General features: G+C 50.3%; 22 protein-coding genes and 1 pseudogene. 9 read left to right on the top strand and 14 right to left on the bottom strand.

The window, feature by feature from the left end; genetic code table 11:
- Nucleotides 1–517: 517 nt before the first annotated feature.
- On the top strand, nt 518–2,116 hold the full coding sequence (locus tag ACKU4E_RS04640) for a methyl-accepting chemotaxis protein (protein ID WP_320169916.1): 1,599 nt from the start codon (nt 518–520) through the stop codon (nt 2,114–2,116).
- Nucleotides 2,117–2,368: 252 nt separating this feature from the next.
- A complete protein-coding gene (locus tag ACKU4E_RS04635) occupies nt 2,369–2,845 on the top strand; it encodes an Sbal_3080 family lipoprotein (RefSeq protein ID WP_320169915.1) in 477 nt (158 codons plus the stop codon).
- 123 nt (nt 2,846–2,968) lie between these two features.
- Here the strand turns inward: ACKU4E_RS04635 and proC are convergent, their stop codons facing one another.
- The 13 genes from proC to dut form a co-directional block, all read right to left on the bottom strand.
- Entirely contained in the window at nt 2,969–3,772 is an 804-nt protein-coding gene (gene proC, locus ACKU4E_RS04630) for a pyrroline-5-carboxylate reductase (RefSeq protein WP_320169914.1), read from the bottom strand.
- 1 nt (nt 3,773) lies between these two features.
- Entirely contained in the window at nt 3,774–4,193 is a 420-nt protein-coding gene (gene ndk, locus ACKU4E_RS04625) for a nucleoside-diphosphate kinase (protein WP_320169913.1), read from the bottom strand.
- 84 nt (nt 4,194–4,277) lie between these two features.
- A complete protein-coding gene (locus ACKU4E_RS04620) occupies nt 4,278–5,072 on the bottom strand; it encodes an ATP-binding cassette domain-containing protein (protein ID WP_320169912.1) in 795 nt (264 codons plus the stop codon).
- Nucleotides 5,072–5,974, bottom strand: coding sequence for an ABC transporter permease (locus tag ACKU4E_RS04615; RefSeq protein ID WP_407944108.1), 903 nt, complete (start codon nt 5,972–5,974; stop codon nt 5,072–5,074). Before ACKU4E_RS04615 ends, ACKU4E_RS04620 begins: the two co-directional genes overlap by 1 nt.
- Before the next feature lie 260 nt (nt 5,975–6,234).
- Complete coding sequence (locus tag ACKU4E_RS04610) at nt 6,235–7,185, bottom strand: ABC transporter substrate-binding protein (RefSeq protein ID WP_320169911.1); 951 nt, start codon at nt 7,183–7,185, stop codon at nt 6,235–6,237.
- 154 nt (nt 7,186–7,339) lie between these two features.
- Nucleotides 7,340–8,608 (bottom strand): divergent polysaccharide deacetylase family protein, encoded by a 1,269-nt coding sequence (locus ACKU4E_RS04605; protein WP_320169910.1) that lies wholly within the window; start codon nt 8,606–8,608, stop codon nt 7,340–7,342.
- Nucleotides 8,609–8,626: 18 nt separating this feature from the next.
- Nucleotides 8,627–9,904 carry a S41 family peptidase gene (locus ACKU4E_RS04600; RefSeq protein WP_320169909.1) on the bottom strand — a complete coding sequence of 426 codons (1,278 nt, stop codon included), beginning with the start codon at nt 9,902–9,904 and terminating at the stop codon, nt 8,627–8,629.
- A gap of 48 nt (nt 9,905–9,952) precedes the next feature.
- Nucleotides 9,953–10,984, bottom strand: coding sequence for a peptidoglycan DD-metalloendopeptidase family protein (locus ACKU4E_RS04595; protein ID WP_320169908.1), 1,032 nt, complete (start codon nt 10,982–10,984; stop codon nt 9,953–9,955).
- A 98-nt stretch (nt 10,985–11,082) separates the two neighbouring features.
- Nucleotides 11,083–11,736 carry an endonuclease III domain-containing protein gene (locus ACKU4E_RS04590; RefSeq protein ID WP_320169907.1) on the bottom strand — a complete coding sequence of 218 codons (654 nt, stop codon included), beginning with the start codon at nt 11,734–11,736 and terminating at the stop codon, nt 11,083–11,085.
- Nucleotides 11,737–11,740: 4 nt separating this feature from the next.
- Nucleotides 11,741–12,604, bottom strand: coding sequence for a 50S ribosomal protein L11 methyltransferase (locus ACKU4E_RS04585; RefSeq protein WP_320169906.1), 864 nt, complete (start codon nt 12,602–12,604; stop codon nt 11,741–11,743).
- Between the two features lie 140 nt (nt 12,605–12,744).
- Nucleotides 12,745–12,954 (bottom strand): hypothetical protein, encoded by a 210-nt coding sequence (locus tag ACKU4E_RS04580; RefSeq protein ID WP_320169905.1) that lies wholly within the window; start codon nt 12,952–12,954, stop codon nt 12,745–12,747.
- Nucleotides 12,955–13,214: 260 nt separating this feature from the next.
- Nucleotides 13,215–14,417, bottom strand: a complete 1,203-nt coding sequence (locus tag ACKU4E_RS04575) for an aspartate aminotransferase family protein (protein WP_320169904.1) — start codon at nt 14,415–14,417, stop codon at nt 13,215–13,217.
- Between the two features lie 25 nt (nt 14,418–14,442).
- On the bottom strand, nt 14,443–14,916 hold the full coding sequence (gene dut / locus ACKU4E_RS04570) for a dUTP diphosphatase (protein WP_320169903.1): 474 nt from the start codon (nt 14,914–14,916) through the stop codon (nt 14,443–14,445).
- A 206-nt stretch (nt 14,917–15,122) separates the two neighbouring features.
- Between dut and glgP the strand changes: the two genes are divergently transcribed.
- The 4 genes and pseudogenes from glgP (at nt 15,123) to ACKU4E_RS04550 (ending at nt 19,908) form a co-directional block, all read left to right on the top strand.
- Nucleotides 15,123–17,690 carry an alpha-glucan family phosphorylase gene (glgP, locus tag ACKU4E_RS04565; RefSeq protein ID WP_320169902.1) on the top strand — a complete coding sequence of 856 codons (2,568 nt, stop codon included), beginning with the start codon at nt 15,123–15,125 and terminating at the stop codon, nt 17,688–17,690.
- A gap of 31 nt (nt 17,691–17,721) precedes the next feature.
- Nucleotides 17,722–18,402: a thermonuclease family protein gene (locus tag ACKU4E_RS04560; RefSeq protein ID WP_320169901.1), complete on the top strand. Its 681-nt coding sequence runs from the start codon at nt 17,722–17,724 to the stop codon at nt 18,400–18,402.
- Nucleotides 18,403–18,447: 45 nt separating this feature from the next.
- Nucleotides 18,448–18,681: pseudogene (locus tag ACKU4E_RS04555) on the top strand (4Fe-4S binding protein); the annotation flags it as partial.
- Nucleotides 18,682–18,783: 102 nt separating this feature from the next.
- On the top strand, nt 18,784–19,908 hold the full coding sequence (locus ACKU4E_RS04550; RefSeq protein ID WP_320169899.1) for a glutamate synthase-related protein: 1,125 nt from the start codon (nt 18,784–18,786) through the stop codon (nt 19,906–19,908).
- Nucleotides 19,909–19,941: 33 nt separating this feature from the next.
- On the opposite strand, the gene ACKU4E_RS04545 is transcribed toward ACKU4E_RS04550, so the two are convergent.
- Nucleotides 19,942–20,619, bottom strand: a complete 678-nt coding sequence (locus tag ACKU4E_RS04545; RefSeq protein ID WP_320169898.1) for a Crp/Fnr family transcriptional regulator — start codon at nt 20,617–20,619, stop codon at nt 19,942–19,944.
- A gap of 283 nt (nt 20,620–20,902) precedes the next feature.
- Between ACKU4E_RS04545 and ACKU4E_RS04540 the strand changes: the two genes are divergently transcribed.
- The 3 genes from ACKU4E_RS04540 (at nt 20,903) to tig (ending at nt 23,952) form a co-directional block, all read left to right on the top strand.
- The gene (locus tag ACKU4E_RS04540; protein WP_320169897.1) at nt 20,903–21,889 is read left to right on the top strand and encodes a bile acid:sodium symporter; all 987 of its coding nucleotides are present in this window, start codon (nt 20,903–20,905) and stop codon (nt 21,887–21,889) included.
- Nucleotides 21,890–22,041: 152 nt separating this feature from the next.
- Complete coding sequence (locus ACKU4E_RS04535; RefSeq protein WP_320169896.1) at nt 22,042–22,356, top strand: tetratricopeptide repeat protein; 315 nt, start codon at nt 22,042–22,044, stop codon at nt 22,354–22,356.
- Between the two features lie 288 nt (nt 22,357–22,644).
- On the top strand, nt 22,645–23,952 hold the full coding sequence (tig, locus tag ACKU4E_RS04530) for a trigger factor (protein WP_320169895.1): 1,308 nt from the start codon (nt 22,645–22,647) through the stop codon (nt 23,950–23,952).
- Nucleotides 23,953–24,050 lie beyond the last annotated feature (98 nt).

Genomic DNA, 24,050 nt, shown 5'->3' with positions numbered 1-24,050 from the left:
TTTCTTCGCCATGGTTTTCATTTTTGTTCAAAATTATTCAAGAATGATCAAAAACAATAGACATGTGTAAGAAAAGAACGGTGTCACTGAGTTTTGTTCTGCTCAGGACAGACTGTGGACTGTTCGCTTATATCCGTGGAATATTCGATTTTTTTCAGTAAAATAAAATTTAGGCTGGAATTTGAAGTTACAGCAGATTTTTATTGTAGAAAATCTCCTTTTCAACGTTGAACGAAATATTAGATTATACATTATTTAGACTCTGAATAATCTTTCTTGGACTAAAACTCTTATAATGCAGCATGTTAGCTGAACAAAAATGTTCAAAATACAACATTGACGAAACAAAAATGTCATAAAATATTGACCTGACATCGTTGTTTGAGTATTTATGAAAAAAATATTTTCATATACGATCAATGATTTTAAAAATTGTTTTCGTAACTGCATGTTTTAACATGGCCGGCAGAGAATCCCTGTGTGAAAAAATGTTCGCTGCCGGTTCAGGGGGAGTGTGATGAAAGTAAAGTTGTTACTCGGCACTAGCGTGGTAGCTGCTGCCGCTGGTGGTGCTGCGGGTGTATTTGTTTTACTGAATGTTACTGCAAAAGTCGCAGAGGGTGGAAATTATCTGATTCCTGCAAGTTCGGTCTGGGCGGCTGTGGCAGTGTGTTTCGGTATTTCCGTTGTAATCGGAGGAATTCTCGCCGCTGCTGCCTCTTCGTCTGTTGCAAAGAGCAGTCGCATGGCGGTCGACTTCTTAAAACAGGTGACAAAAGGGAAGTTCAATTCATCAAGACCGGACCATGATGATTCCACTCTCGGCAGCCTCAATGTCGAACTCTGTACGGCTGTGGACGTGCTGAAACGCCGGCTGGGATTTGCCGAAGGAGTACTTGATGCCATTGCCAAATCCTATCCGTTCATGACCTGCGATGCCGAAGCCAAAGTCGATTTTCTCGGAAGCAGGCTGTTCAGTATCTCCGGCAAGAAAGGTAAGCCCGAAGATTACTACGGGCTCACTATCGGCGGGTATATTTATGGTGATAATTCCCGCAAGACCAGGACTGACCGGGTTGTAAGCGAAGGAATCCGCATTGAAGGCGAGACAAAATTCGAAGGTGACGGCGGTTTGCATGAACTGCAGTTCTCCGCTGAACCCATCTATGATCTGGATAAGAAACTCAGTGGTGCGCTGACCATTTATTTCGACCTGACCGAAGTCAAGAAGCACCAGCGGAGTATAGAGGAAAATGCTGAAAGAGTGGCACAGGTTGCTTCCGATCTCATAACCATAACCGAACAGGTCAATTCTTCGGCAGGGGTTATTGCCGCACAGATTGAGGAAGCAGCAAAAGGTGCCGCTTTTCAGTCGGAACGGACAACGGAAACGGCAACAGCCATGGAAGAAATGAACAGCACGACCATGGAAGTTGCCAGAAACGCAGTAAGTGCCGCCGACAATGCCGTTGCCGCCAAGGACAATGCCTATGAAGGGCAGCAGGAAGTTCATAATCTTATCGAATCCATCGAAATGGTCCGCGGGTATGCTGAAAATCTTGAAAATTTTATGGATGAACTGGGCCAGCAGACCGAATCCGTGGGAAGTGTTATCAATGTGATTCAGGATATCGCCGATCAGACCAACCTGCTGGCTCTTAACGCGGCAATTGAAGCGGCCCGGGCAGGTGAAGCCGGTAGAGGATTTGCCGTTGTTGCAGACGAGGTCCGCAAGCTGGCGGAAAAAACCATGTCCGCCACCGATGAAGTAGGCTCGGCCATAAACGCAATTCAGAGCGGTGCAAGACGCTCCATCGAAGGAGTGAAACAGGCGACACAGGCCGTGGAAACATCCACAGGCATTGCCAAGAATTCAGGTGACACCCTTAAGAAGATCGTGGATATAGTTAACAGTACCTCCGATCAGGTACAATCAATTGCCACAGCCGCGGAGCAGCAATCCGCCACCAGCGAGGAAATCCACCGCACCGTGGACGATATTACCAGCATAGCTACCCAGACTTCCGCAGGGATGCAGGAGGCTACCCAGGCCAGCACCAGCCTTGTGCACATGTGCGAAGAACTCAATACACTGATAAAAAAACTGTCTTCATAAACAGACAAAGCGTTAACCTCCTAACCCCCAAATATGGGCCGCATAGCTTTGCTGTGCGGCCCGTACCTTTTGTCCGGAATAGTTGAATTTGTTTTTGTGATGGTTTAGTTTTCATGCGGCAGCCCGGGCATATGAATGACAGATGAAAATTTGCTGCAATTCTCTTCAAAAATTCCTCAGATTTCGTGTTGCGGATGTCGTAATCGACAGTAGTGCCCGGTCTGAAGTCCGGCTGCAAAACGGAGGTTCCCGGTGTTCAAGGTGAAATGCATTCTGCTCGTCATGGCGATAATCGCAATCGGCGGATGCGGGAAAATGGATATAATAAACGAACCTGCGCCGGCTATCCTTCAGGCTGACGAAGTATGTATAATTGATCATGTAGATACCCGCGAAACCTACCGGACCGCACTGAAAAAATGGTTTCGGAAGCAGGGCATCAAGACTTCGGTTTTTCCGGAAAAAGCCGCAGACGACACCTGTGAATGGACGATCAGGTACTATGGCAGGTGGTCATGGGACATAGTCGTTTTTCTGGCCGACACACAGATAACAGCTTATCATGACGGAGTTGAAGCAGGCAGGGTGGGGCTTGTGGCCGGACAGCTGGATACTTATAAATGGGAAGACGGCGAAGAGCGCATTTTCAAGCTGATGGATATGCTTTCAGGGAAGACGGATCATTACGTCCTGCCTGAGAGTAAGAAAAAAAATAAACAAACCAGATAAGTTCATTCTTTTAAAAACGATATCCGGGTTTGTGTACTTAAGCGCCTTTCTGGGAATATTAAGGAAAAGCCCCCGAAAGTAAAAACTTCCGGGGGCTTCTTGTATGCATGTAAGAATCGGCGTTTATTTTTTGCCGAGTTCTATGCTGCGTTCGTAGCTTTTGCGGATTGCGTCGATTATGTTGCCGCGTGTGGCTGTGCGGTCCAGATGAACCAGTGCCTTGACGGTTGTACCCGCAGGCGAGGTCACAACTTCACGCAGATGAGCTATGTGCTGGCCGGTTTTCTGGGCCATGGCTGTGGAACCTTCAAAGAGTTTTTCAACCATTGATCTGGCCATGGGGCGGGGCAGCCCCAGCTCGACGGCGGATTCTATCATTGCATCAATGAAGTAGAATACGTAGGCCGGGCCCGAACCTATTACAGCGGTGAAGCTGTCGAACAGGTTTTCTGCGAGCACGTAGACATCTCCCAGAGGAGTGAACAGTTCACTCGTGAAGCTGCGCTGTTCTTCGCTCAGGTGAGAGTCATCCTGGCAGACCGCGAATACACCGGCATTTACCATGGCCGGGGTGTTCGGCATGACCCGGACGATCGGACAGCGGTTTTCGCAGAATTCCTTGAGCTTGGCTACGGTGAGGCCGGCCGCGATGGAAATAATGCATTTGGACTCCGAGAGTTCAATTGCGATTGCTTCGAGTACGGCCGGAGCGGGCTGAGGTTTTACCGCCAGCACGATGTAGTCGGATTCTCTGGCAAGGTCACGGGCGTTCTCACATATGGTGAGTCCTGTTTCCTCAGCCAGGGACTGCAGTGCAGTTCTGTTGAGGTCGGTTCCCAGCAGTTTGATGTTTTCATCCTTGGACAAGCCTCTGATGATGGCTGAGCCCATGTTTCCTGTGCCGATAAATCCAACTTTTTTTGTCATGTTAGTTCACCAGTTCTATGCTGCTGAAGAAGTAGGGTACTTCAACTGCAGCTGTTTCGGGGGCATCGGAACCGTGGCATGCATTGGCTTCGATGCCTGCACCGAAAGCCTTGCGGATGGTTCCTTCTGCCGCGTCAGCGGGGTTGGTAGCACCCATGAGATCGCGATAACGCGAAATGGCGTTGTCGCCTTCGAGGACGGATACTACGCAGGGGCCGGAGGTCATGAATTCAACCAGTTCGCCGAAAAAGGGGCGTTCCTTGTGAACAGCGTAGAAACCTTCAGCCTGGGCCGTGGTCATATGGATCATCTTGGTAGCCTTGATGGTAAGTCCGGCATCAGAGATCATTTTAAGGATGTCGCCGATTTTTCCGGCCTTGACTGCATCAGGTTTGATGATGGAAAAAGTAAGTTCGCTCATTTTTTAAGTCCTCCGAATCTATTGTTTTTGCGGGATATCGCATTTTCAGGGGGGCCCTGAGCGGAAAGGAAGCATAGCCTCAGGTCAGGAAAAAAGCATCCTGTCCGTTGCCACGCTCTCGCCCTGAAGGGAGTAGAATTTCTCAAGCAGATCTTCCATTTTAAGTCCCTTCTTTTCCTTTCCGGAAATATCAAGAATGATCATGCCCTGATGGAACATGATCAGCCGGTCGCCCATACTGATTGCCTGATTCATGTTGTGGGTGACCATGAGAGTAGTCAGGTTGTCCCTGCGTACGACGGCGTCGGTTATATCAAGAATTTTGCGTCCTGTCTTGGGGTCCAGCGCGGCTGTATGCTCGTCCAGCAATAAAATGTCCGGCCGTGTCATTGTTGCCATGAGCATGGTCAAAGCCTGTCTCTGGCCACCGGACAACAGTCCAGCCTTGTCGGAAAGTCTGTCTTCCAGTCCAAGTCCTATGGTCGCAAGCTGTTCTCGAAACAGGCTTCTGTCCGCAGGGCGGACTCCCCGGCCGAGTCCTCTGGGTTTTCCGCGTTTCATGGCCAGAGCCATATTCTGTTCGATAGTCAGTGTAGCACAGGTTCCGGACAACGGGTCCTGAAATACCCGTCCCAGATTGATCGCTCTCTTGTATTCCGGCCAGGATGTTACATCGGTCCCGTTGATTGAAATTGTGCCGGAGGACAGGGCAAAGGTTCCGGCCACGGCATTTAGAAAAGTGGATTTTCCGGCCCCGTTTGATCCGATCACGGTTATGAATTCACCCGGTTTTACGGTCAGATCAACTCCGCGCAAGGCCTGAACCTCGTTAACGCTGTTGGGATTGAATGTCTTGGCGGCTTTTACTACTTCAAGCATTATGCATGCCCCCTTTTGAGCAGCCCGGCCTTTATCTGCGGCGAGATCAGGGCGACAACCACAAGGATAGCGGTGATGAGATTCAGGTCGCTGGGAGTGAAGGAGAAGTCGCCGAACCGCAGTCCCAGAGCCAGAGCAATGGCTATGCGGTAGACAACCGAACCCAGCAGGGCCGAGAGCATTGCCCGGCTAACACTGGCTTTGCCGAAAAGAGTTTCACCTATGATCAGGGACGCCAGCCCTGCAATAACAGTCCCGATCCCCATATTGACATCGGCAGCCCCCTGATTCTGTGCCACCAAAGCGCCGGAAGCTGCAACAAGTGCGTTGGACAGCCCGACACCGAAGATGATCATCATATCCCTGTTTACTCCAAGGCTGGTGATCATTTTCGGGTTGTCACCGGTTGCAAGTACAGCCAGCCCGAAGGATGTTTTCAGAAACCAGATAAGTACAAGAAGTGCTGCACCTGAAATCATGGAGAACAGCAGCGGGGTGGAGTACTGCGGAGCAAGTCCGCTGAATTCGATAAAGCGGTCTATGATTGTATCCGCCCCCAGCAGGGTCATGTTCGGCCTGCCCATGATTCTGATGTTTATGGAATACAGCGCGATCATGGTCAGAATGGAGGCCAGAAGGTGCAGTATTTTGAATTTTGTGTTGAGGATACCGGTCACCGCACCGGCAAGGAATCCTGCTCCGGCAGCGAGGAAGATGCCTGTGATCGGGCTGTGTCCGCCGGTAATGACTACAGCTGAGACCGCCGCTCCCAAAGGAAGGCTTCCGTCAACAGTAAGATCAGGAAAATCAAGAACTCTGAAGGTCAGGTAGACACCAAGGACCATCAGTCCGAATGCAGCTCCCTGTTCAACTGCTCCCATGAATGCATAAAGACTTATCATAATAAATATTCCGGGAAATTCTGTGCGCTATTAAAATATATTCAACCTGTCGGAGAAAAGACAATAAAGACTGTTTCCGAGAATACCCTTTCCCGGTTGTCCGCAAGCCCGGAACCAGAGGATTCGCCTGAAAAAGGGACGTTGCCTGATGAAATATCCGGGCTGATAGCGCCTGAAATCCGCACTGTCCGGTGCGGATACATAAAAAAGGCGCAGAATGTACTGCGCCTTTAACTTTTCCTGCCGTGTTTTGCAAATGTTTACTTGATGATCTTGTCTGCCCTGTCCAAAACTTCCCGGGGGATTGCAACGCCCATTTCAGCCGCTGCTTTTTCGTTAACGAAGAGACGCAGATTCTGGAGGGTTTCAACCGGCATTTCAGCGGGCTTGGCATTCTTGGAAAGGATTCGTGCGGCCATGTCGGCTGTCTGCAGACCCATGCGGTAATAATCGACTGCCAGGGCTGCCACGGTTCCGCGCTTGACTGAATCAGTATCTGCGGAAAAAAGAGGAAGCTTGTTCTGGCGGCAGACTTTGATAGCGGCTTCAAGTCCGGAGACAACCGTATTGTCCACCGGGATGTAGATGGCCTGACATTTGCCGACCAGGCTTTTAGCCGCCTGATACACTCCGCTGGAGTTGGCTACGGAAGCTTCTTCCACCTTGATTCCGAAATCCTTGCACACTTTTTTGAGCAGATCTGTAAGGACAACGGAGTTGGCTTCTCCGGAATTGTATATTGTGCCTATTGTTTTAATCTCCGGAAGGAATTCCCTGATAAGCTCCACCTGCCGCAGAACCGGGCTCATATCGGTCATGCCGGTAATGTTCTTGCCCGGCTGCATAAGGCTTTTGACCAACCCTGCTGCAACGGGGTCCGTCACTCCGGTGAACACTATGGGAATATCCTTTATTTTCTGGGCCACAGCCTGAGATGACGGTGTTGTAATCGTCAGAACCAGATCCGGGTTTTCTCCCTTGATCTGGTTGGCAATCTGGATATTGGTGGCCTGATTTCCCTGGGCAATATGCTCGTTGTATATGACATCAATTCCCGCTTCCTTGAGGCGGTTCTTGAAGCCTTCACGCATTGCGTCAAGGGACGGATGTTCTACTATCTGGGAAATTGAAACGGTGTAGGTCTGGGCGGAATGGATTACGGGAACTGCAACCATGAATAACAATACGAGGAAAAGGAGGATTTTTTTCATCCTGGCAACCCTTTATGCTGAAGAATTTTTTAGTGAAACAATTTGGCCTTAAATTGGCACTCAAGTCAAGACGGAAACAAAATTATTTTAATTACACAAATCTGGTTTTCGATATTATCCTGTATCTGTTTTGCTAGTGAATTCGTTAAGATGATCAGCCCTTAGGGACCAACATGTGTACCGGAACAATGTTTACTCTGCCGCGGTTTTCCTTCATCCATAGCCTGATGGCTTTCAGTGTTTCCCTGTGCGGGTGTCCTATTGCTATGGATTGTCCTTTCTTTCTGGCAACTTCTGCGGCCTTGGAGAGTTGATATTTGATTGCCGAAACGTCTTTTACATTATCCAGAAAGATATTTCTTTCGTAGAGGGTGACTCCTGCTATCCTGGCTGCTTTCGGTCCTGCGCTGTCCGGAGTGGTCCTGCTGTCCAGAAAGAAAAGCCGGTGTTTTTTCAGAGCGGCCATGACCTCTTTCATGCCCTTGTAATCTTCAGTGAATTTTGAACCCATGTGGTTGTTGAGACCAACGGCACCGGGGACTTTTTTTACGGCTTCGTTCACGGTCATGCGTATTTTATTGCCACTCATGCCCACCAGCAGCGCATCCGAACCGGGGTTGACCTTGGGGTAGCCCTTGGGCTGCATCGGCAGATGAATCATAATTTCAATTCCGTGCTTCCGGGCAATCTTTACCGTACGGCCAACATGAGAACTGTTCGGCCAGATGGAGAATGTGACCGGGCGTTCCAGAGCGGCCAGTCCTTCCGCCAGCCTGAGGTCTTCGCCCATATCGTCTATGACTATAGCCATTTTCGGGGCATTCGAAGATGTTACAATCGGTGCCGGTGCTGTCGGAGCAGGGGTGAGCAGCGAGAACTTGTGCGTAGGCACGCCATTGATGCTGATAAGCCAACTGTCTGCCGATACTTCGTGAACCGTGGCATTAAGGCCCGCATCCAGCAATCCGGCCTGTACGCGGTCAATGAACTCCTTCTTGTCTCCCTTGCAGGGAAAGCTCAGTTCCTGAAAATGAAAGTCATGCCCCTGATATTTCTTCAGGGAAACGTCTTCCAGCTTCAGTTCGCTCATGGATATATCAGAGCTTTTGAGAAGGTTGATCAGGGTCAGATCGGCCCTTTTGACGAGATTACTCAGATTATTCTCGTCAGGTTCCTCGAAAAGGGCAGGGGACTGTGCCGAACTGTTTTCGGCAAGGCTCTGCTCTGGACTGTCCGGTCTCTTGCCTGCCGCATCACCTGTTCCCGAAGGAGAGACCACCATGGCTATGATAATACATATGCAGGCGGCTGCCACTACTGTTGCTGCGGCAAGAATGAGCGGTTTGAACAGCCGAGCCCGAAATCCCGGTTTTTCTTCCGGGAGTTCGGGCTCGTTATTTAGGTCGTGATTATTGTTTTCCACAGATGAACAGCCTCGGAATTACTTGATTTCCTTGATGCGTGGCAGCTGTTTGACCAGTTGCAGGCCGAGTCTGAGCTGATTGTCTCTTTCAAGCATCATTTTGGCTTTTTCATCACGTTCGGCCTTGTTTTTGCCGTTATGTCCGTTGTTTTCAAGGTGTCTGCTCAGGTCCTGCTCGCGGACTATGAAGCGGTCATCCTTATTGGTGTCTTCAACCGGTTTTACAAAGGGATAGGCTATATCAGGATCAATCCCTTCCGCCTGGATGGAACGGCCGCTCGGAGTGTAGTAGAGCGCGGTGGTCAGCTTGATGCCGGAACCGTCGGCCATGGGGATAATTGTCTGCACCGAACCTTTACCGAAAGTGCGTTCGCCAAGCAGCAGGGAGCGGTCGTGATCCTTGAGAGCCCCGGAGACGATTTCGGAAGCAGAGGCTGAGCCTGCGTTAATCAGGGTAACCATGGGAACATCAATGTCCGTGTCCTGAGCCCTGGCCATGAAATCCTTGCGGCTGGCCTTGTCTCTTCCTTCTATATAAACAATGAGGCCGTGATCTATGAAAGTATCGGCAACCGATACAGCCTGGGTCAGCAGTCCGCCTGGGTTGTTGCGCAGGTCGAGAACAATACCTTTCAAGGTATGTTTTTTCTTGTACTGCTCAAGGGCCTTGTGCATTTCGCGGGTTGTGTTTTCATTAAATCTGGTCAGGCGCAGGTAGAGATACCCGTCTTCGAGTTCCTGACTCTTGGCGCTTATGATGGGAATAGTATCGCGGATGATAGTTACTTTGTCGGGCTTGTTGGCATCCTTGTGCAGGATTGTCAGTTCCACCTTGGTTCCGCGCTTACCTCTTATTTTGCTTACAGCATCCATAAGGGTGATGGACTGGGTTGGTTCGCCGTTGATTTCAAGTATTATGTCCCCGGCTTTGAGTCCCGCCTTGTAGGCAGGAGTGTCTTCAATGGGGGAAATTACGGTAAGACGCCCTTTTTCCATGCTTATTTCAATGCCGATGCCGCTGAATTCACCGCTGGTGGATTCCTGCATTTCCTTGAAGTCTTCAGTGGAAAGGAATGTGGAATGGGGATCAAGCTGCTCAAGCATTCCTTTTACAGCATCATCGACCAGTTCCTTGCGGGAGATTTCCTTGACATAGTTGTGTTCCACAAGGTCAAGCACCTGCGAAAATCTGCGCAGGGGTTCAAAGCGGTCTTCATCAACAGCGTGTGTTGGCTGCGGAGCAACCGAGATTACGAAAAGAGCGAGGATGGCGGTCAGCCACAAAGTTTTTCTCATTTTTTCCTCCAGCGGGGTGAATGCTGCAACTTGCTAAAGATACTGTACTTAGTTTCGGGCAAGCCATTTTTGCGGGTTAACCGCTTTCTGATGGAAACGCAATTCAAAATATAGTCCGGTTTCTTTCAGATTTGGATAATACCCTGTTTTGCCTATAATTTCATCTTTTTCGACTTCCTGTCCGGTTTTGACGAAGCTTTCCGCCAGATAGGCGTACAGGGAGTAGTAATTGTATCCATGGTAAATGATGACAACCCGTCCGAATCCTCTGAGGGTGTCGTTATGCACTACTTTTCCCCAGAAAATCGATTTTACGTCAACGTTTCCGGTTGTACGTATACCTATCCCCCGGACCGGGGGCTTGGCGGACAGATCAAACGGAATCGTGGTTTTTCCTGCGCACGGACGGGGCAGGGAACCTTTGAAATTTCCTATTTTCCTGCTTGTCAGGCTTTTAAGTCTGTAATTCAGTTTGTTGATTGTATCAAGAAGCCCTTTAAGCTCCTGTTCCTTTGTTATCTTGAGAGAGCGTATTCCCCGTATGCCGGAGAGAAGGCTCAGCTTGTCTTCGAGAAGTTTATCCTTTGTAGAATTAATTTCGGCCAGTTTGTTTTCGGATGCGGATTTGAGTTCTCTTTGAGTCTGCAGGTTTCGGGATATTTCGTCCGATTTCCGGCGGGCTTTGTCCAATTCTGTCCGCGTTTCCTTGTACAGGGAGGCCAGCCAAACAAAATTTCTGTCTGCGGCCTGCCAGTCATCGAGATTGCCGAATCTGTTTTCCAGCTTGCGGGAGTGTACCGGCCAGAGTTTTTTGAGCATCTCTCCAAGTCGGTCCGTGATAACTTTATGCTCTGCCCGCAGGGTCTGTTCTTCTGCCCTGATCCTTTCTTCTTCTTCGGTTATGCGTTCCAGTTCATCTTCCTGGCGGAAAAGTTCCCGTTCCGCATCGTTTATGCTGTCCTCAATTACGGCCAGATCTCCGAACATGGCCCGTTCTTCCCTGGTCAGTTTGAGCAGTGCCTGTTTCTGCTGTTTTACTGTCTCCCTTGTATCCTGAATTTCCTCCTTGATCCTGCTCACCGCAGAATCCTGGGCCGCAGCGGGTGCGCATATGCCTGTAATGAGAAACAGCATGCACAGGCAGCATAGATATCTGACGGGATATTTGATCATAATTCTCAGTTTTCCAGAAACCTGCGCAGCGGACAATTATCGCAGTCCGGATTGGATTTCTTGCACCATCTTTTTGCGGTTACCACTAGCAGCGCGTGATATTCATTATACAAATCCACATCTTCTTCAAGCACATCCATGAAAAAATCCTGCAATTCCTCATATGCGATGTCTTCGGGTATCAGCATGTGACGGTTGAAAATCCTGCGTGTATAGGCATCGACAACAAAAACAGGTTTGTTCAACGCGTAGAGCAGGATGGAATCAGCTGTTTCCGGCCCTATTCCGTTGACCGAGAGCAGGTCCTGCCGCAGGGAACTGGTGTCCCTGTCCGTCAGGTCCGTTATGCATTCTGCTGAATTGTTTTCCAGAAAAGCAAGGAAATTATCCAGACGCTGAGCTTTCATACGGAAAAAACCGGAAGGTTTTATCAGTTCCTGCAATTCATCCGGACTGAATTTACGCAGACCGGCGGGAGTCAGACCGTTTGCGGCTTTAAGGTTCTTGATTGCTTTTTCCACATTCGCCCAATTGGTGTTCTGCACCAGAATGGCCCCGACCGCGATTTCGAACGGGGTTTCTCCGGGCCACCAGTTGCACGGACCTATACTGTCCGACAGTTCCCTGAAGTATTCAAGCAGGATTTTCTGTCTGTCCATCTTCTTATGCTGCAGAGCCGGTATGTTTCCAGAGCAGGGCGGCCCATTCACCCATTATGAACAGTTCCGGAGCCGGAAGACCTGCTTCAATATACGCTGCGGCAACTTTTTTGGCCTGTTCGACCAGAATTCCGGAAAGAATCAGTATGGATGATTTCTTTAACCGGGCAGTCACGTCCGGGCAGAGTTCGATTAGCGGGCCGGAAAGAATGTTGGCTACTACCAGATCGTACTTGAGGTCCGGATCAATGCTTGAGGCACTGCCCACGGAAAGAGTTATTCCGTCCACATCGTTGTTTTCCACGTTTTCCCTGGCGCAGACAATCGACTGCGGGTCGATATCCACCCCGACTCCTTTAAGCCCGAGCTTGGCCAGCGCGATTGCCAGAATGGCCGAACCTGTGCCGAGGTCAAAAAAGGTCATTGTCTCATCCAGCCTGCCGTGCTCCGCAAGGTCGCTGATCAGATCAAGGCACAGGGCTGTGGTCGGGTGGCTGCCGGTACCGAACGCCATTTTGGGCTCGATGATTATCTGGGTCTGTCCTTCCGTTTTCCTGTCCAGCAGCCACGGTGGGAGAATTTCAAATCGGCCGCAGCTTATGGGTTCAAAATAATCCTTCCAGGCGAGTCCCCAGTTTTCCGCTTCAATCTCTTCATGCTGACAGCCGGATTCAGGCCAGCGTTTTTTTATTTCTTCTACTATCTCCATTCCGAGGGGGTGGTCTTCAAGATGGATTGTATAAAGGACCGAATCGTCATCAAGCGGTTTTTCCTCCCACCCATGGGCGACCCGTGCGCCAAGATATATCTGGCATTCATCGCTGGCATCTTCAGGCAGAGTGAATTGTATTCTCAGTAAATTGGACATGTTCAAAATCCTTTTGTCTGTTTTGTTTCCTGGTACCGTTCAATAACGTAAAAAGCCCAACTACTGAAGTCAGTATTTGGGCTTTCGGTTTCGGGATGTATTTATTGTTTCATGGATGCTGCCGACCAGTAGTCTTTGCGTCAGATTATTCTGTCTATGAGCCGACCCTTACCCGTCAGGCTGTGGATGGCTTCATCAACAACCCGCTGTTGGGCTTCTTCGTGAGCCTTCATGGCCGGTTCATCAAGAGCGGCCGCAACATGATCCGGCCGTTCAGTAGGAATCAGCGGAAACATGTTGGTGTCTATGACCCCGCTTTCAACAGGATTTGCCAGTGCTACATCATCCATGCTGCTCTCCATATCCGAATTTTGGACCGCAGGTCGCTGCTTATGCGATCTTCAAACCGGTCCGTTCAGTCCGGAATATCCGGACAATCGGCGGAAATGCCTCTAATCTGATCCGTCACCGGGAGGTTTCTGCGCAGAAAGCTCTATTCTGTGGCGGAGTCCTGATCCATGAATTTTTTCAAGGACGGCCTACGGCACTGCTGCCGGGCCGCCCTGTCTTTCATATCTATAAATTAAGCTCTGGAAAAGCCGCAGTCAAGCTATTGCGCGTTTTCAAGCAATTCTTCAAGGGCTTCCAGAAAAGTGTCCAGGTCTTTGCTGTCTATGGTCAGGGCCGGAAGCAGTCTCAGGATTTTTCCCTTGGTCAGGTTGAGTATGAAGCCTTTGTCGCGCAGAGCGGCAAATATCTCGCTTCCGTCCATGGACAGTTCGATGCCGAGCATGAGTCCCAACCCTCTTACAGAGCTTATCTTTTCCGGGAACTTAGTCTGCAGGGATGCTGCTTTCGCTTTGAAATCGTTACCCAGCTTCTCAGCACGTTCAGCAAGTTTTTCCTCGGTCATGATGTCAAGAACTCTGGAAGAAACCTTGGCTACCAGTGCGCCGCCACCGAAGGTTGTGGCATGGCTGCCGGGAGTGAAGCCTTTGGCGACTTCGTCTATGGCGAGCATGGCTCCCATGGGCAAGCCGTTGGCAAGAGCCTTGGCCGAGGTGAAGATGTGCGGAGTTATTCCGTAATGCTGGTGCGCCCACCATCTGCCGGTCCTGCATAGTCCGGACTGGACTTCATCTACAATGAGCAGGATGTCCCTTTCTTCGGCAAGTGCGGCAACGGCTTTTACATAATCTTCGGGCAGGGGCTTGATGCCTCCTTCTCCCTGAACCATTTCCAGCATGACCGCAGCGGTCTTTTCAGACATGGCGTTTTTCAGGGCATCAATATCCCCGGCCGGAACATGGCTGAACCCTTCCGGCAGGGGAGCGAAACCGTCCTTGATGGGACCGGTCTGTCCTGTGGCGGTCAGGGTGGCCAGAGTCCTTCCGTGGAAGGAGCCTTCAAGGGTGATTATTTCATAAGCATCCCTGTTTTTGACCGTTCTCATATACTTACGGGCAAGCTTGATGGCTGCTTCGTTGGCTTCCGCACCGGAGTTGCAGAAGAAGACCTTTCCGGCGCCGCAGGTGGCAAGAAGCTTTTCAGCGCATTCCACCTGTTCTTCCTGATAAAAGAGGTTGCTGACCTGTACCAATTTGCGGGCCTGTTCGGTCATTACCTCTACCAGTTCTTCCGGACAGTGGCCCAGGTTGGCAACGGAAATTCCGGAAAGGAGGTCGATGTATTCACGGCCGTCCAGATCCCAGAGTCTGGAGCCTTTTGCTCTGGATACGTTAACGGGATATCTTCCGTAGGTGCTGCAGATGGAGGCCTTTTCTTCGGCTACAAGTGTATCGTGTTTATTCATTGTTTTCTTTTTATTCTGCGAGATATTAATTCTTACCTGTGTGCCCGAATCCTCCGGCGCCTCTTTGCGTATCGGAGAGTTCTTCACTCGGAATGAGCGCGGCATGACAGTAGGGCATGAAAACCAGCTGTGCGATGCGCTGTCCGCGCTCAATTCGTCGCTTCTGCCCCGATGTGTTCAGCAGGGAAATCTTGATTTCGCCACGGTAGTCCGGGTCTATGACTCCGACTCCCTGACTGACGGTCAATCCGTCCTTGGTTCCCAGCCCGCTTCTGGAGAAAACAAAACCGGCAATCCCCGGAGTTGTTATCTCAATTGCGATTCCGCCGGGGAAGGTGTATCTTTCTCCCGGTGCCAGTTCAATAAAATCGACATCAATGCAGGCCCGCAGATCCACCCCGGCAGAGAAGGGCGTGGCATAGTCCATACCGCCTTTCCGGGCTGTTTCATTCAGGAATTTTATTTTAACTTCAACAGGATGATTTTGCAGGTTCGTCATCTTTTTATTCCTTATCACAAGACATTGCGAAGGCGCAGAATGCTCTTGTCTGTTTAATGTGTCAACTTTCTAGCAAGAATATTTCCAAACTGCCTTGAAATGTTAACCTGAATAAGGCAAATAATAAAAATAAGTATAAAAGGTCCGGTCAAAATCTGATCGGCAGGAGCGATCCTTCATAACGAGATCTGTTCAAGGAGATAAGCATGCAGCCACTTCGCGTGTACAGCGTTGTACCTCGTTTGCCCAAACAACTGGAAGAGCTTTGGGACTTGGCATACAATTTTCTTTTTGTCTGGAATAACGACATATCGAGTATCTTTTCTTCCATAGACCAGAACCTCTGGCGGGAATGCCAGCAGAATCCTGTGTCTTTTCTAAATCATCTTTCTCAGCAGCAGTTGGAAGAGCTTGCTTTCGATGATTTCTTCATCCAGCGCCTTAAGGAGGCGGCCAAGGTTCAGAAAAATTATCTTGCCCGCGAGAGCTGCTCGTACAAGTTTGAGGGAGCGAAGAAAGGCACCCCCGTGGTTGCCTATTTCAGCTTCGAATACGGCATCGGGCTGAGCCTGCCCATATATTCCGGGGGGCTTGGAATTCTTGCCGGGGACCATCTCAAGTCCGCCAGCGACCTAAATATCCCGCTCGTGGGTATAGGGCTTTGCTATCAGCACGGTTATTTCAGGCAGTACATGACTCAGGACGGCTGGCAGCAGGAGCGCTACCCCAGCCATGATTTCGAGGAAATGCCCATCAAGCCTGCAAAAGGTAAAGACGGGGAGGACGTTATATTTTCCCTGGATATCAAGGGCGAACCTCTAAAAGTCAAAATCTGGTATGTCCAGGTCGGCCGCGTAACGCTGTATCTGCTTGATACCAATATCGCCGATAACCCGCAGTACTTCAGGACCATAACCGCTCGTCTGTACGGCGGTGATCTGGAAATGCGGCTCTGGCAGGAAATCCTTCTGGGAATCGGCGGGGTAAAGGCTCTGGATGTTCTGGGGCTTGAGCCGAACGTAATCCATATGAACGAAGGCCATTCCGCTTTTGCCGGTCTTGAGCGCATAAGGGTGTTCATGACCGAGCACGGCATGTCTTTCGAGGCCGCCATGGAAATGGTTGCTTCTTCGTCCATTTTTACCACCCACACCCCGGTACCTGCCGGAAACGACCGTTTCCCGGCAGATATGATGCGGCCTTATTTCGAACAGTATGCCCAGACGATGGGACTCGCATACAAGGTTTTTCTGGCTCTCGGACGTGAAGATCCCCGCGATGACGCGGAACAGTTCTGCATGACCGTGCTCGCCCTTAAGCTTTCTCGTTTCAATAACGGTGTTTCCAAGCTGCACGGCCATGTTTCCAGAAATATGTGGAAACGGGTCTGGCCCCAGTATCCTGTGGAGGATGTGCCCATCGGTGCGATCACCAACGGTGTTCATATGCCGACCTGGGTGGCTCCTGATTTTTCTCTGCTCTTCGACCGTTATCTCGGCCCCAACTGGCGTGAGGACCCGGACTGCTCCCGTGTGTGGAAGCAGACAGACAACATCCCGGATGCCGAATTGTGGCGTACCCATGAAAGGCTGAGGGAAAGGCTGGTGGATTTTGTCCGCAAACGTCTGCGCAAGCAGCTCATAGATATCGGCGCCAGACGCAAGGAAATTGAGCTTGCAGACGAAGTCCTTGATCCGCGCGCGCTTACTATCGGTTTTGCCCGCCGTTTCGCGACCTATAAACGGGCCGGTCTGCTGCTGCGTGACAAGGAACGACTGATCAGACTTATCTCGGATACCAAACATCCGGTCCAGTTCATCTTTGCAGGAAAGGCTCATCCGCAGGATAACGAAGGCAAGAAGCTCATTCAGGATCTTATTCAGCTCTGCCGCCGTGAAGAATGCCGCATGAGTATGGTCTTTCTGGAAGACTATGACATGAAGATCGCCAACTACATGGTTCAGGGCTGCGATGTCTGGATGAACACACCCAGAAGACCTCTGGAAGCCTGCGGAACAAGCGGCATGAAAGCTATGGCCAACGGCGTGCTTCAGTTCAGCACACCGGACGGATGGTGGGATGAGGCCTATCTGCCCGATAACAGCCTCGGCTGGGCAATCGGCCGCCGTGAGGATTATAACGACCACGAATATCAGGATTTTGTGGAAAGCCAGACTCTCTACAAGGTTCTGGAAAATGATATTATTCCGGAATTCTACGACCGCGGACACGGAAGCATTCCGCGCAGTTGGATCAGCAAGGTCAAAAAGGCTCTGCGCGTACTCGGACCGGAATTCAACGCCAACCGCATGGTCGAGGATTATACCGAGAATGCCTACCTTCCGGCTTTCCGTAACTATAAGACCATGTCCACGGATTCATTCAAGGGTGCCAAGGAACTGGCGGCCTGGAGAATGGACCTGATGACCAAGTGGTCAAGGTTGAAAATCCGGAATATCATTTCGGAAACCCATACCGACATTTACGTGGAAGAACCGATCATCATAAACGCGGAAGTCTTCCTCAACGGACTTACCACCAAGGATGTACAGGTTGAAATCTATGCCGGACCTGTCGATCAGGGCGGCAGCTTTCTGACAAGAAAGACCGTGATAATGACGGCGGAAGAAGATCTCGGTGCAGGATGGCACCAGTATCAGGGAGAAGTCATGCCCGGCGAGGCGGGCAGGTTCGGTTATACCGTTCGTATCCTGCCCAAGCATGAACTTCTGCTTGATTCACATTCTCTTGGTCTTATATACTGGGCCCAGTAAACAGGTGGACTCAGTATACAGGGAGCTGGTTTTGGCCGTATCTATTCTGATTGGAAAGTTAAGCGGGGCCCTTCGGGGCTCCGTTCTGTTTTTGGTTCTGCTTTTCGTCTTCGTTTATCCTGCCGACGGCCGTGCTTTTGAGGCCAAAGTCAAGTATGTCATTGACGGCGATACCTTTGTCATGGAAGACGGCAGCACTGTGCGTCTTGCATCCATCGATACTCCGGAAATCGGACATGACGGCAGGAAAGACGGTTATTATGCCCGTGAGGCAGGGGAGGCACTTCGAAATATGGTGAACGGTCGGACTGTCTCTGTGATTGCTGCGTCAAAAAGCGGAGACCGCTATGGCCGGATGGTCGCGTGGGTCTTTGCCGGGAATATCTTCGTGAATGAATATATGGTCGAAAACGGTTACGCCTACTTTTATTACCATGGAAACAACCATAAGGATTACCGTAAAAAAATTCTCGAAGCCCAATGCCGAGCCATAAACGGGCAGAAAGGTTTCTGGCCTGTCGTATTGAAAGAGGGTAAAGCCGGGCAAACATGGATAGGGAACCGGCGCAGCCACAGGTGCTTTCCCGAAAAATGCGGCATAGTTTCCAAGATAAATCCGGCAAACAGGGTGTCGTTTACAAATCTGGAACTCGCATTCAGGCAGGGCTATTCACCGGCCCGCAATATTTCCTTTTGGCCTTCTGTCCGCTAAATATTCATTTCAGCCTGTTGACGCGGAGCCGTTGCCCCTCATCGCATGTATTGGGGCGAGTTGGCGCATGTGGCATGTCCGATAGACATTTTTCAGGAGTTTTTCTTGTTATTTGATAAGGGTGTTGATTTGTTTCATGATTTCCGAATCATCCGTGATCCTGATCTGTGCATCGGGTGCAGGGTCTGCATCGGGCAGTGTCCTTTTGATGTCCATTCCTGGAACGAAAGGATGGGAAAAGTCGTTCACGACAATGGAAAGTGTGTGGGTTGCCATCGGTGCGCGGCATTGTGTCCAATAGGAGCACTCAGCGTTGTAAAAAACAATTGCTCGTTGCGGAATGTGGACGGTTGGTCAGCAGGGGCTTTGCGGCGGATTGCAATGCCTGATCATGGAGTAGGGCACTCATATACTAAATCCGATTCTTGCGAAGGAGCAGTGCGCTATTGGGACAACCTGCTACCGGATACCGTGCGTCCCGCAGGGCAGTTCAGTTCCATAGAATATCCGGCGGATCAAATTGAGGTCCCTTCGGGATTGAACGCCGGACTTAAGGCCGGATCAACCGATGCGAAAGTAGATTCTTCCAAAAAGACCGCGTCCAGCCTGTTTCCGGCAATCGCGCTCCCTTTGGTCTTTGCCGGATTCGGATTGGAACAGGTCAACAGCAATCTGCATCTGGCTGCTGCAATGGCTGCCGGGGAGTTGGGGACCGTCTGCTCTGTGCCGGGTAAGAAACTGGAGTTATTAGGCGAAGCGGGGAAGTCTGCCTTGGCTGTGATCGATCCTGACGAACCGGCAGGTTTGGGTGAATGTCTTAATGGAAGCGCAGGTTTTGAAATAATATTTGATCCGAATGAAACCGCGTTGCGAAAGCGCGTTTTGAAAATCAAAGAAACAGCCGGAGACTGGCAACCGCTCATGGTCAGACTTCCGGCCATGCACGAGGTTGCCGCGGCAGCAGAAATGGCAGTCCGGGCAGGTGCGGATGCCGTGCTGATTGACGCATACGGCGATTTGAACGGATCAGGAGCTCTCGGTTCCGGCTGCCGTTCCGGGCTTCCCATAGAAGTGGCTGTTGCTCTAGTGGATGAACGGCTGCAAAGGGAAGGCCTGCGCTCAAAGGTGGTTCTTATCGTTTCCGGGGGCATACGGTCCGGAGCCGATGCCGCCAAGGCCGTGATGCTGGGGGCGGATGCCGTTGATATCGGGCCCGTTGCACGTATTGCCGTTGGCTGCACGCTTTGCGGGCAGTGTCGCAGCGGGCAGTGCGCTTGGGGCATTGCCACGGAGGACGTCAGGCTTTCCCGGAGACAGCATCCTGAACTGGCGGCTGAAAAAATGATCGGTCTCGCACGCGCCTGGCTGGCAGACATGAAAGAGCTAATTTACAGGGCAGGAGGCGATTCAATCGCAGGTGTGCGGGGAAATCGCCGGCTACTGCGCGCTTTGGGTCTTTCCGAAACGGAAATGGATATTTTGGGCGTAAGCCGGGTAGGTGAATAACAAAGGCACACTGACTGTACTAATTTCCCATCATTAAAGGCATGAGCCGTCCCCGCAAAGTTCAAGCGCTTTCATGTCCGTTATCCGTATTTCAGATCCGTTCACTTCCAGCAGCCCTCCGGCAGCCATTTTTTTAAGAGTTCTGGAAAGTGCTTCCGGGGTGATGCCGATGATTTTGGACAGTTCCCTGTGCGAGATATCGAGTTCCACAACCCCGTCCTTTTCCCTGCTCATGAAATAGGCCGCAAGCCGTGATGGCACCTGTTTAAGCGACAGGGAGTCTATCATGTTCATGGCATCCTTCAGTCTGCGGGACATGACCCGCATCATACTCATAAGAATTGTGGGGTCCTCCCTGACCATGTTTTCATATTCCTGCGGACTTATGTAGAGCACCTCACTGTCTTCCAGAGCGGCCATGTTGGCCGGAAGAATTCCGTCGGAAAAAACAGAACAGAGACAGAACGGTTCTCCCGGACCGAAAACGAAAATTGTCTGTTCCTTGCCGTCCTCTGCAATCTTGAAAAGTTTCACCTTCCCGGAAATGAGCACATGCAATCCCTGAGAAGAGCTGTCTTCGCTGAAAAAAGTGGATTTCTTCGGAATGCTGCTGACCGTGGCGCGAGCGGACAGTCTGATTATCTGTTCGTCCTTGAGTCGTGAAAAAAGGGGTATTTCTCTTACTGCTTTTTCTATTTCTGCTTTTGTCATTTTTCTTCACCGGTCTTAATTCTGTTGATCATGATCAATGCAACTGATCCTTCCAGCGGGTAATCCTTTATTCAAGTTCAGTATAAAAGGAGGCGCTCGTGAATACGGCCACGATACATTGTCCGCACTGCTCGTTCAAGCTGCTCGCCCCATTGGGCCGCCGACCCGGAATTTTCAGTTTCAAGTGTCCTGATTGCGGCAGGACCATTCGGGCAAGATGGTTGGAGCACGGGTTGTTGGTTTTACCCGTATGTCCCTAAGTTTGTAAACAAGGAGAATCATTATGTGGAAATTACTCAGAAAAATATCACAGAATCTTATTGTCGCCATCCCGCTGATGATGCTGGGCGGGTTCGCTTACGGCCTTCTGGCCGATCCGAGGTGGCTGAAGTCCATGATCATACCCTTCACCTTTTTGATGGTCTATCCCATGATGGTTACATTGAAGATCAAAAAGGTCTTTGAAGGAGGAGATGTAAAGGCTCAGATGCTTACCCAGATAATCAACTTCGCGGTTGTGCCTTTCGTGGCTTACGGGTTCGGAATGTATTTCTTTTCCGACCGGCCGTATATGGCTCTCGGGCTGCTTCTTGCCGGGCTTGTTCCCACCAGCGGAATGACCATTTCATGGACCGGTTTTGCAAAGGGTAATATGTCCGCGGCAGTCAAGATGACCGTTATCGGGCTTATCTGCGGTTCATTGGCAACTCCGTTTTTCGTCAAGGCGCTTATGGGTGCAACTATCGAGATAAACCTTACCTCGGTGATGAAGCAGATCTTTTTTATCGTCTTTCTGCCCATGACACTGGGCTATGCAACCCAGCGGATCATGGTAGCCAGATACGGACAGGAGGATTTTCAGAAGTTCATAGGCCCGAAGTTTCCTCCTCTTTCCACCCTCGGAGTACTCGGTATTGTCTTTGTAGCGCTTGCACTCAAGGCCAGGACGATAGCTTCAGCACCAGAGGTGCTGGTCGGAATACTTGTTCCGCTTCTGATTCTCTATGCCTTCAACTATATCCTTAGCACAATCATAGGCCGTACCTTTCTTCCGCGCGGTGATGCCATTGCCCTTGTTTACGGTTCGGTAATGCGCAACCTGTCCATTGCGCTGGCCATAGCCATCAACGCTTTCGGCCCCCAAGGTTCTGACGCCGCACTGGTAATCGCAATGGCCTATATCATTCAGGTCCAGTCTGCAGCCTGGTATGTCAAGTACACCTCGTCCGTCTTCGGCCCTGCACCGGTCAAGGCATCACAGACAGCCTGACATACAGTCCTCAGGTAGACTGGTTTCTCGTAAGGGCAGCTCGGAGCCGGCTGCCCTTTTTTTATTCAACACACTTGACATTGAAAATCGTTATCAATATATTATCCAAAAGTTGACCGAAAAAGAATAACAACCTGAACAAGGAGAATATAATGTGCGGATTCAGTAAAGTCTGGCAGCTCAGCCGTGAGGGTATGGAAGCATGCAACAGAGGTGATTTTTTTACTGCGGAAAACAACCTCAGAACGGCGATATCATTATCCGGCTGCAAGTCCAAAAAAATCCATAAGGCCACAATGTATAACAACCTCGCTGTGGTCTACCAGATGAGCGGAAAATTCGGTGAAGCGATTGACGCCTATTCATCGGCAGTGAATATTCTGAACCCGGACCACAAGGGGCAGGCGAATCTGATAAAACGGATCAAAGGTAAAATGGATGGTCTCAAAGAGAAGATAGCTGCTTAGAAATCGGCATCGAATCGGTATTTCTGTCCGTAGGGCGGTCTGAACAACAGGCCGCTTTTTTTTGGTCGTGGGTGGTCTGGTCGCGTATTTTACGAAAAAGATTGTGCAAAACGATATAATCTGTAATGGAATCCTTCTCAGGGGTTGACTTTGTGGCAGAACTGCCTAAATAATCCCAATTCTTTTGTACGGGAAATGTGAAAGACTTCACTTTCCGCCTGCATAAGCTGAAGAACCCAACTGCCCCCCGTATCGGGCGCGGCGGATATTTTAGGAGGATGCCTTAAGATGGATTTTAATATTGAAGAAATTTCACCGGTAGAAAGAGAAATAAAAGTTTCCGTTTCTGCAGAAGAAGTCGGTGCCGCGCTGGATGCTACTATTGCTATGTACAAGGTCCAGACACCTGTTAAGGGTTTCAGAAAGGGCAAGGTTCCCGCTTCGGTTATCCAGTCCAAGTACAAGAAACAGATCATCAGTGAAGCTACCACCGACCTGATCAACTACCAGATCAACGAGATCCTGAACGGGCAGTCCTTTGTTCCTGTTTCCAAAATAGATGTAGACTCCAAGGAACTCGTTCGCGGAGAGGATTTCAACTACGTTATCAAATTCGAAATCGTTCCCGAATTTGAAACCCCGGTCTACCTCGGACTCAAGGTTGATGAAGAACGTGCTGAAGTTGCAGATTCGGAACTTACTGAAGTTGAAACCAGGCTCCTCCAGTCCATGGCCAAGATTGCTCCCATCGACGATGATCGTCCCGCCAAAGACGGTGAACTTGCTTCCGTAACTTTCTCCACCGAAATTGACGGTGAACCTGTTCCCGGCATTCAGGCCGACAACTTCGACCTGCCCATCGGTGAAGGTCATTCCCTCAAGGAATTCGAAGATTTCGTAAAGACTCTCAAAGCCGGAGAATCCGGGGAAACCGACATCACCTTCCCCGAAGATTTCATCAACACCGACCTGGCCGGCAAGACCGCTACCATGAAGGTAACCGTGCATGCCGTAAAGGAACGCAAGCTGCCTGAACTTACTGATGACGTAGTTAAAAAAGCCGGCGGTTTCGAATCCGTTGAAAAAATGCGTGAAGTTATCAAGCAGTCCTACATGGCCAACCGCAAACAGCTCTGCAAGAGTGCTGCACAGACCAAGCTCATCAAGGGCATTGCTGAAGAACTCGACTTCCAGCTTCCTCCGTCCCTGCTTGAAGACCGTCTCGATCGCATGGTTCAGGATGTTGTTTCCCGTACCGAACGTTCCGGTAAGAGCTTTGAATCTCTGGGTAAATCCATCGAAGAACTGCGTGAAGAGCAGCGTCCCATGGCCGAAGAATCCGTGCGTACCGAAATATTCCTGCTCACTGTTGCAAAACGTGAAGAACTCACCGTTGAACCTCACGAAGTAGAGGGTGCTCTTTACCAGATTGCACAGCAGACCCGTCAGGATTTCAGCTCGGTTAAATCCTACTACGAAGAGAACAACCTGCTTATCCCCCTCAAGGACAGGCTGCTTGCCGACAAGGCCGCAGAGTTCATCTATGAAAATGCCGATGTAACTGAAATTGATCCTGTGGCAAAAGACGAAGCATAGTCTTCTGCCGGTTTTTTATACAGACTTCGGCGGCATGGTTTCCAAGAACTGTGCCGCCGTTTTATTTGATTCGTTTTTGCGGGTTGACTTTGCCCCCT

The sequence above is a fragment of the Maridesulfovibrio sp. genome (assembly GCF_963677005.1).
Lineage (GTDB): Bacteria > Desulfobacterota > Desulfovibrionia > Desulfovibrionales > Desulfovibrionaceae > Maridesulfovibrio.
This window is presented reverse-complemented; position numbering and strand designations above follow the sequence as displayed.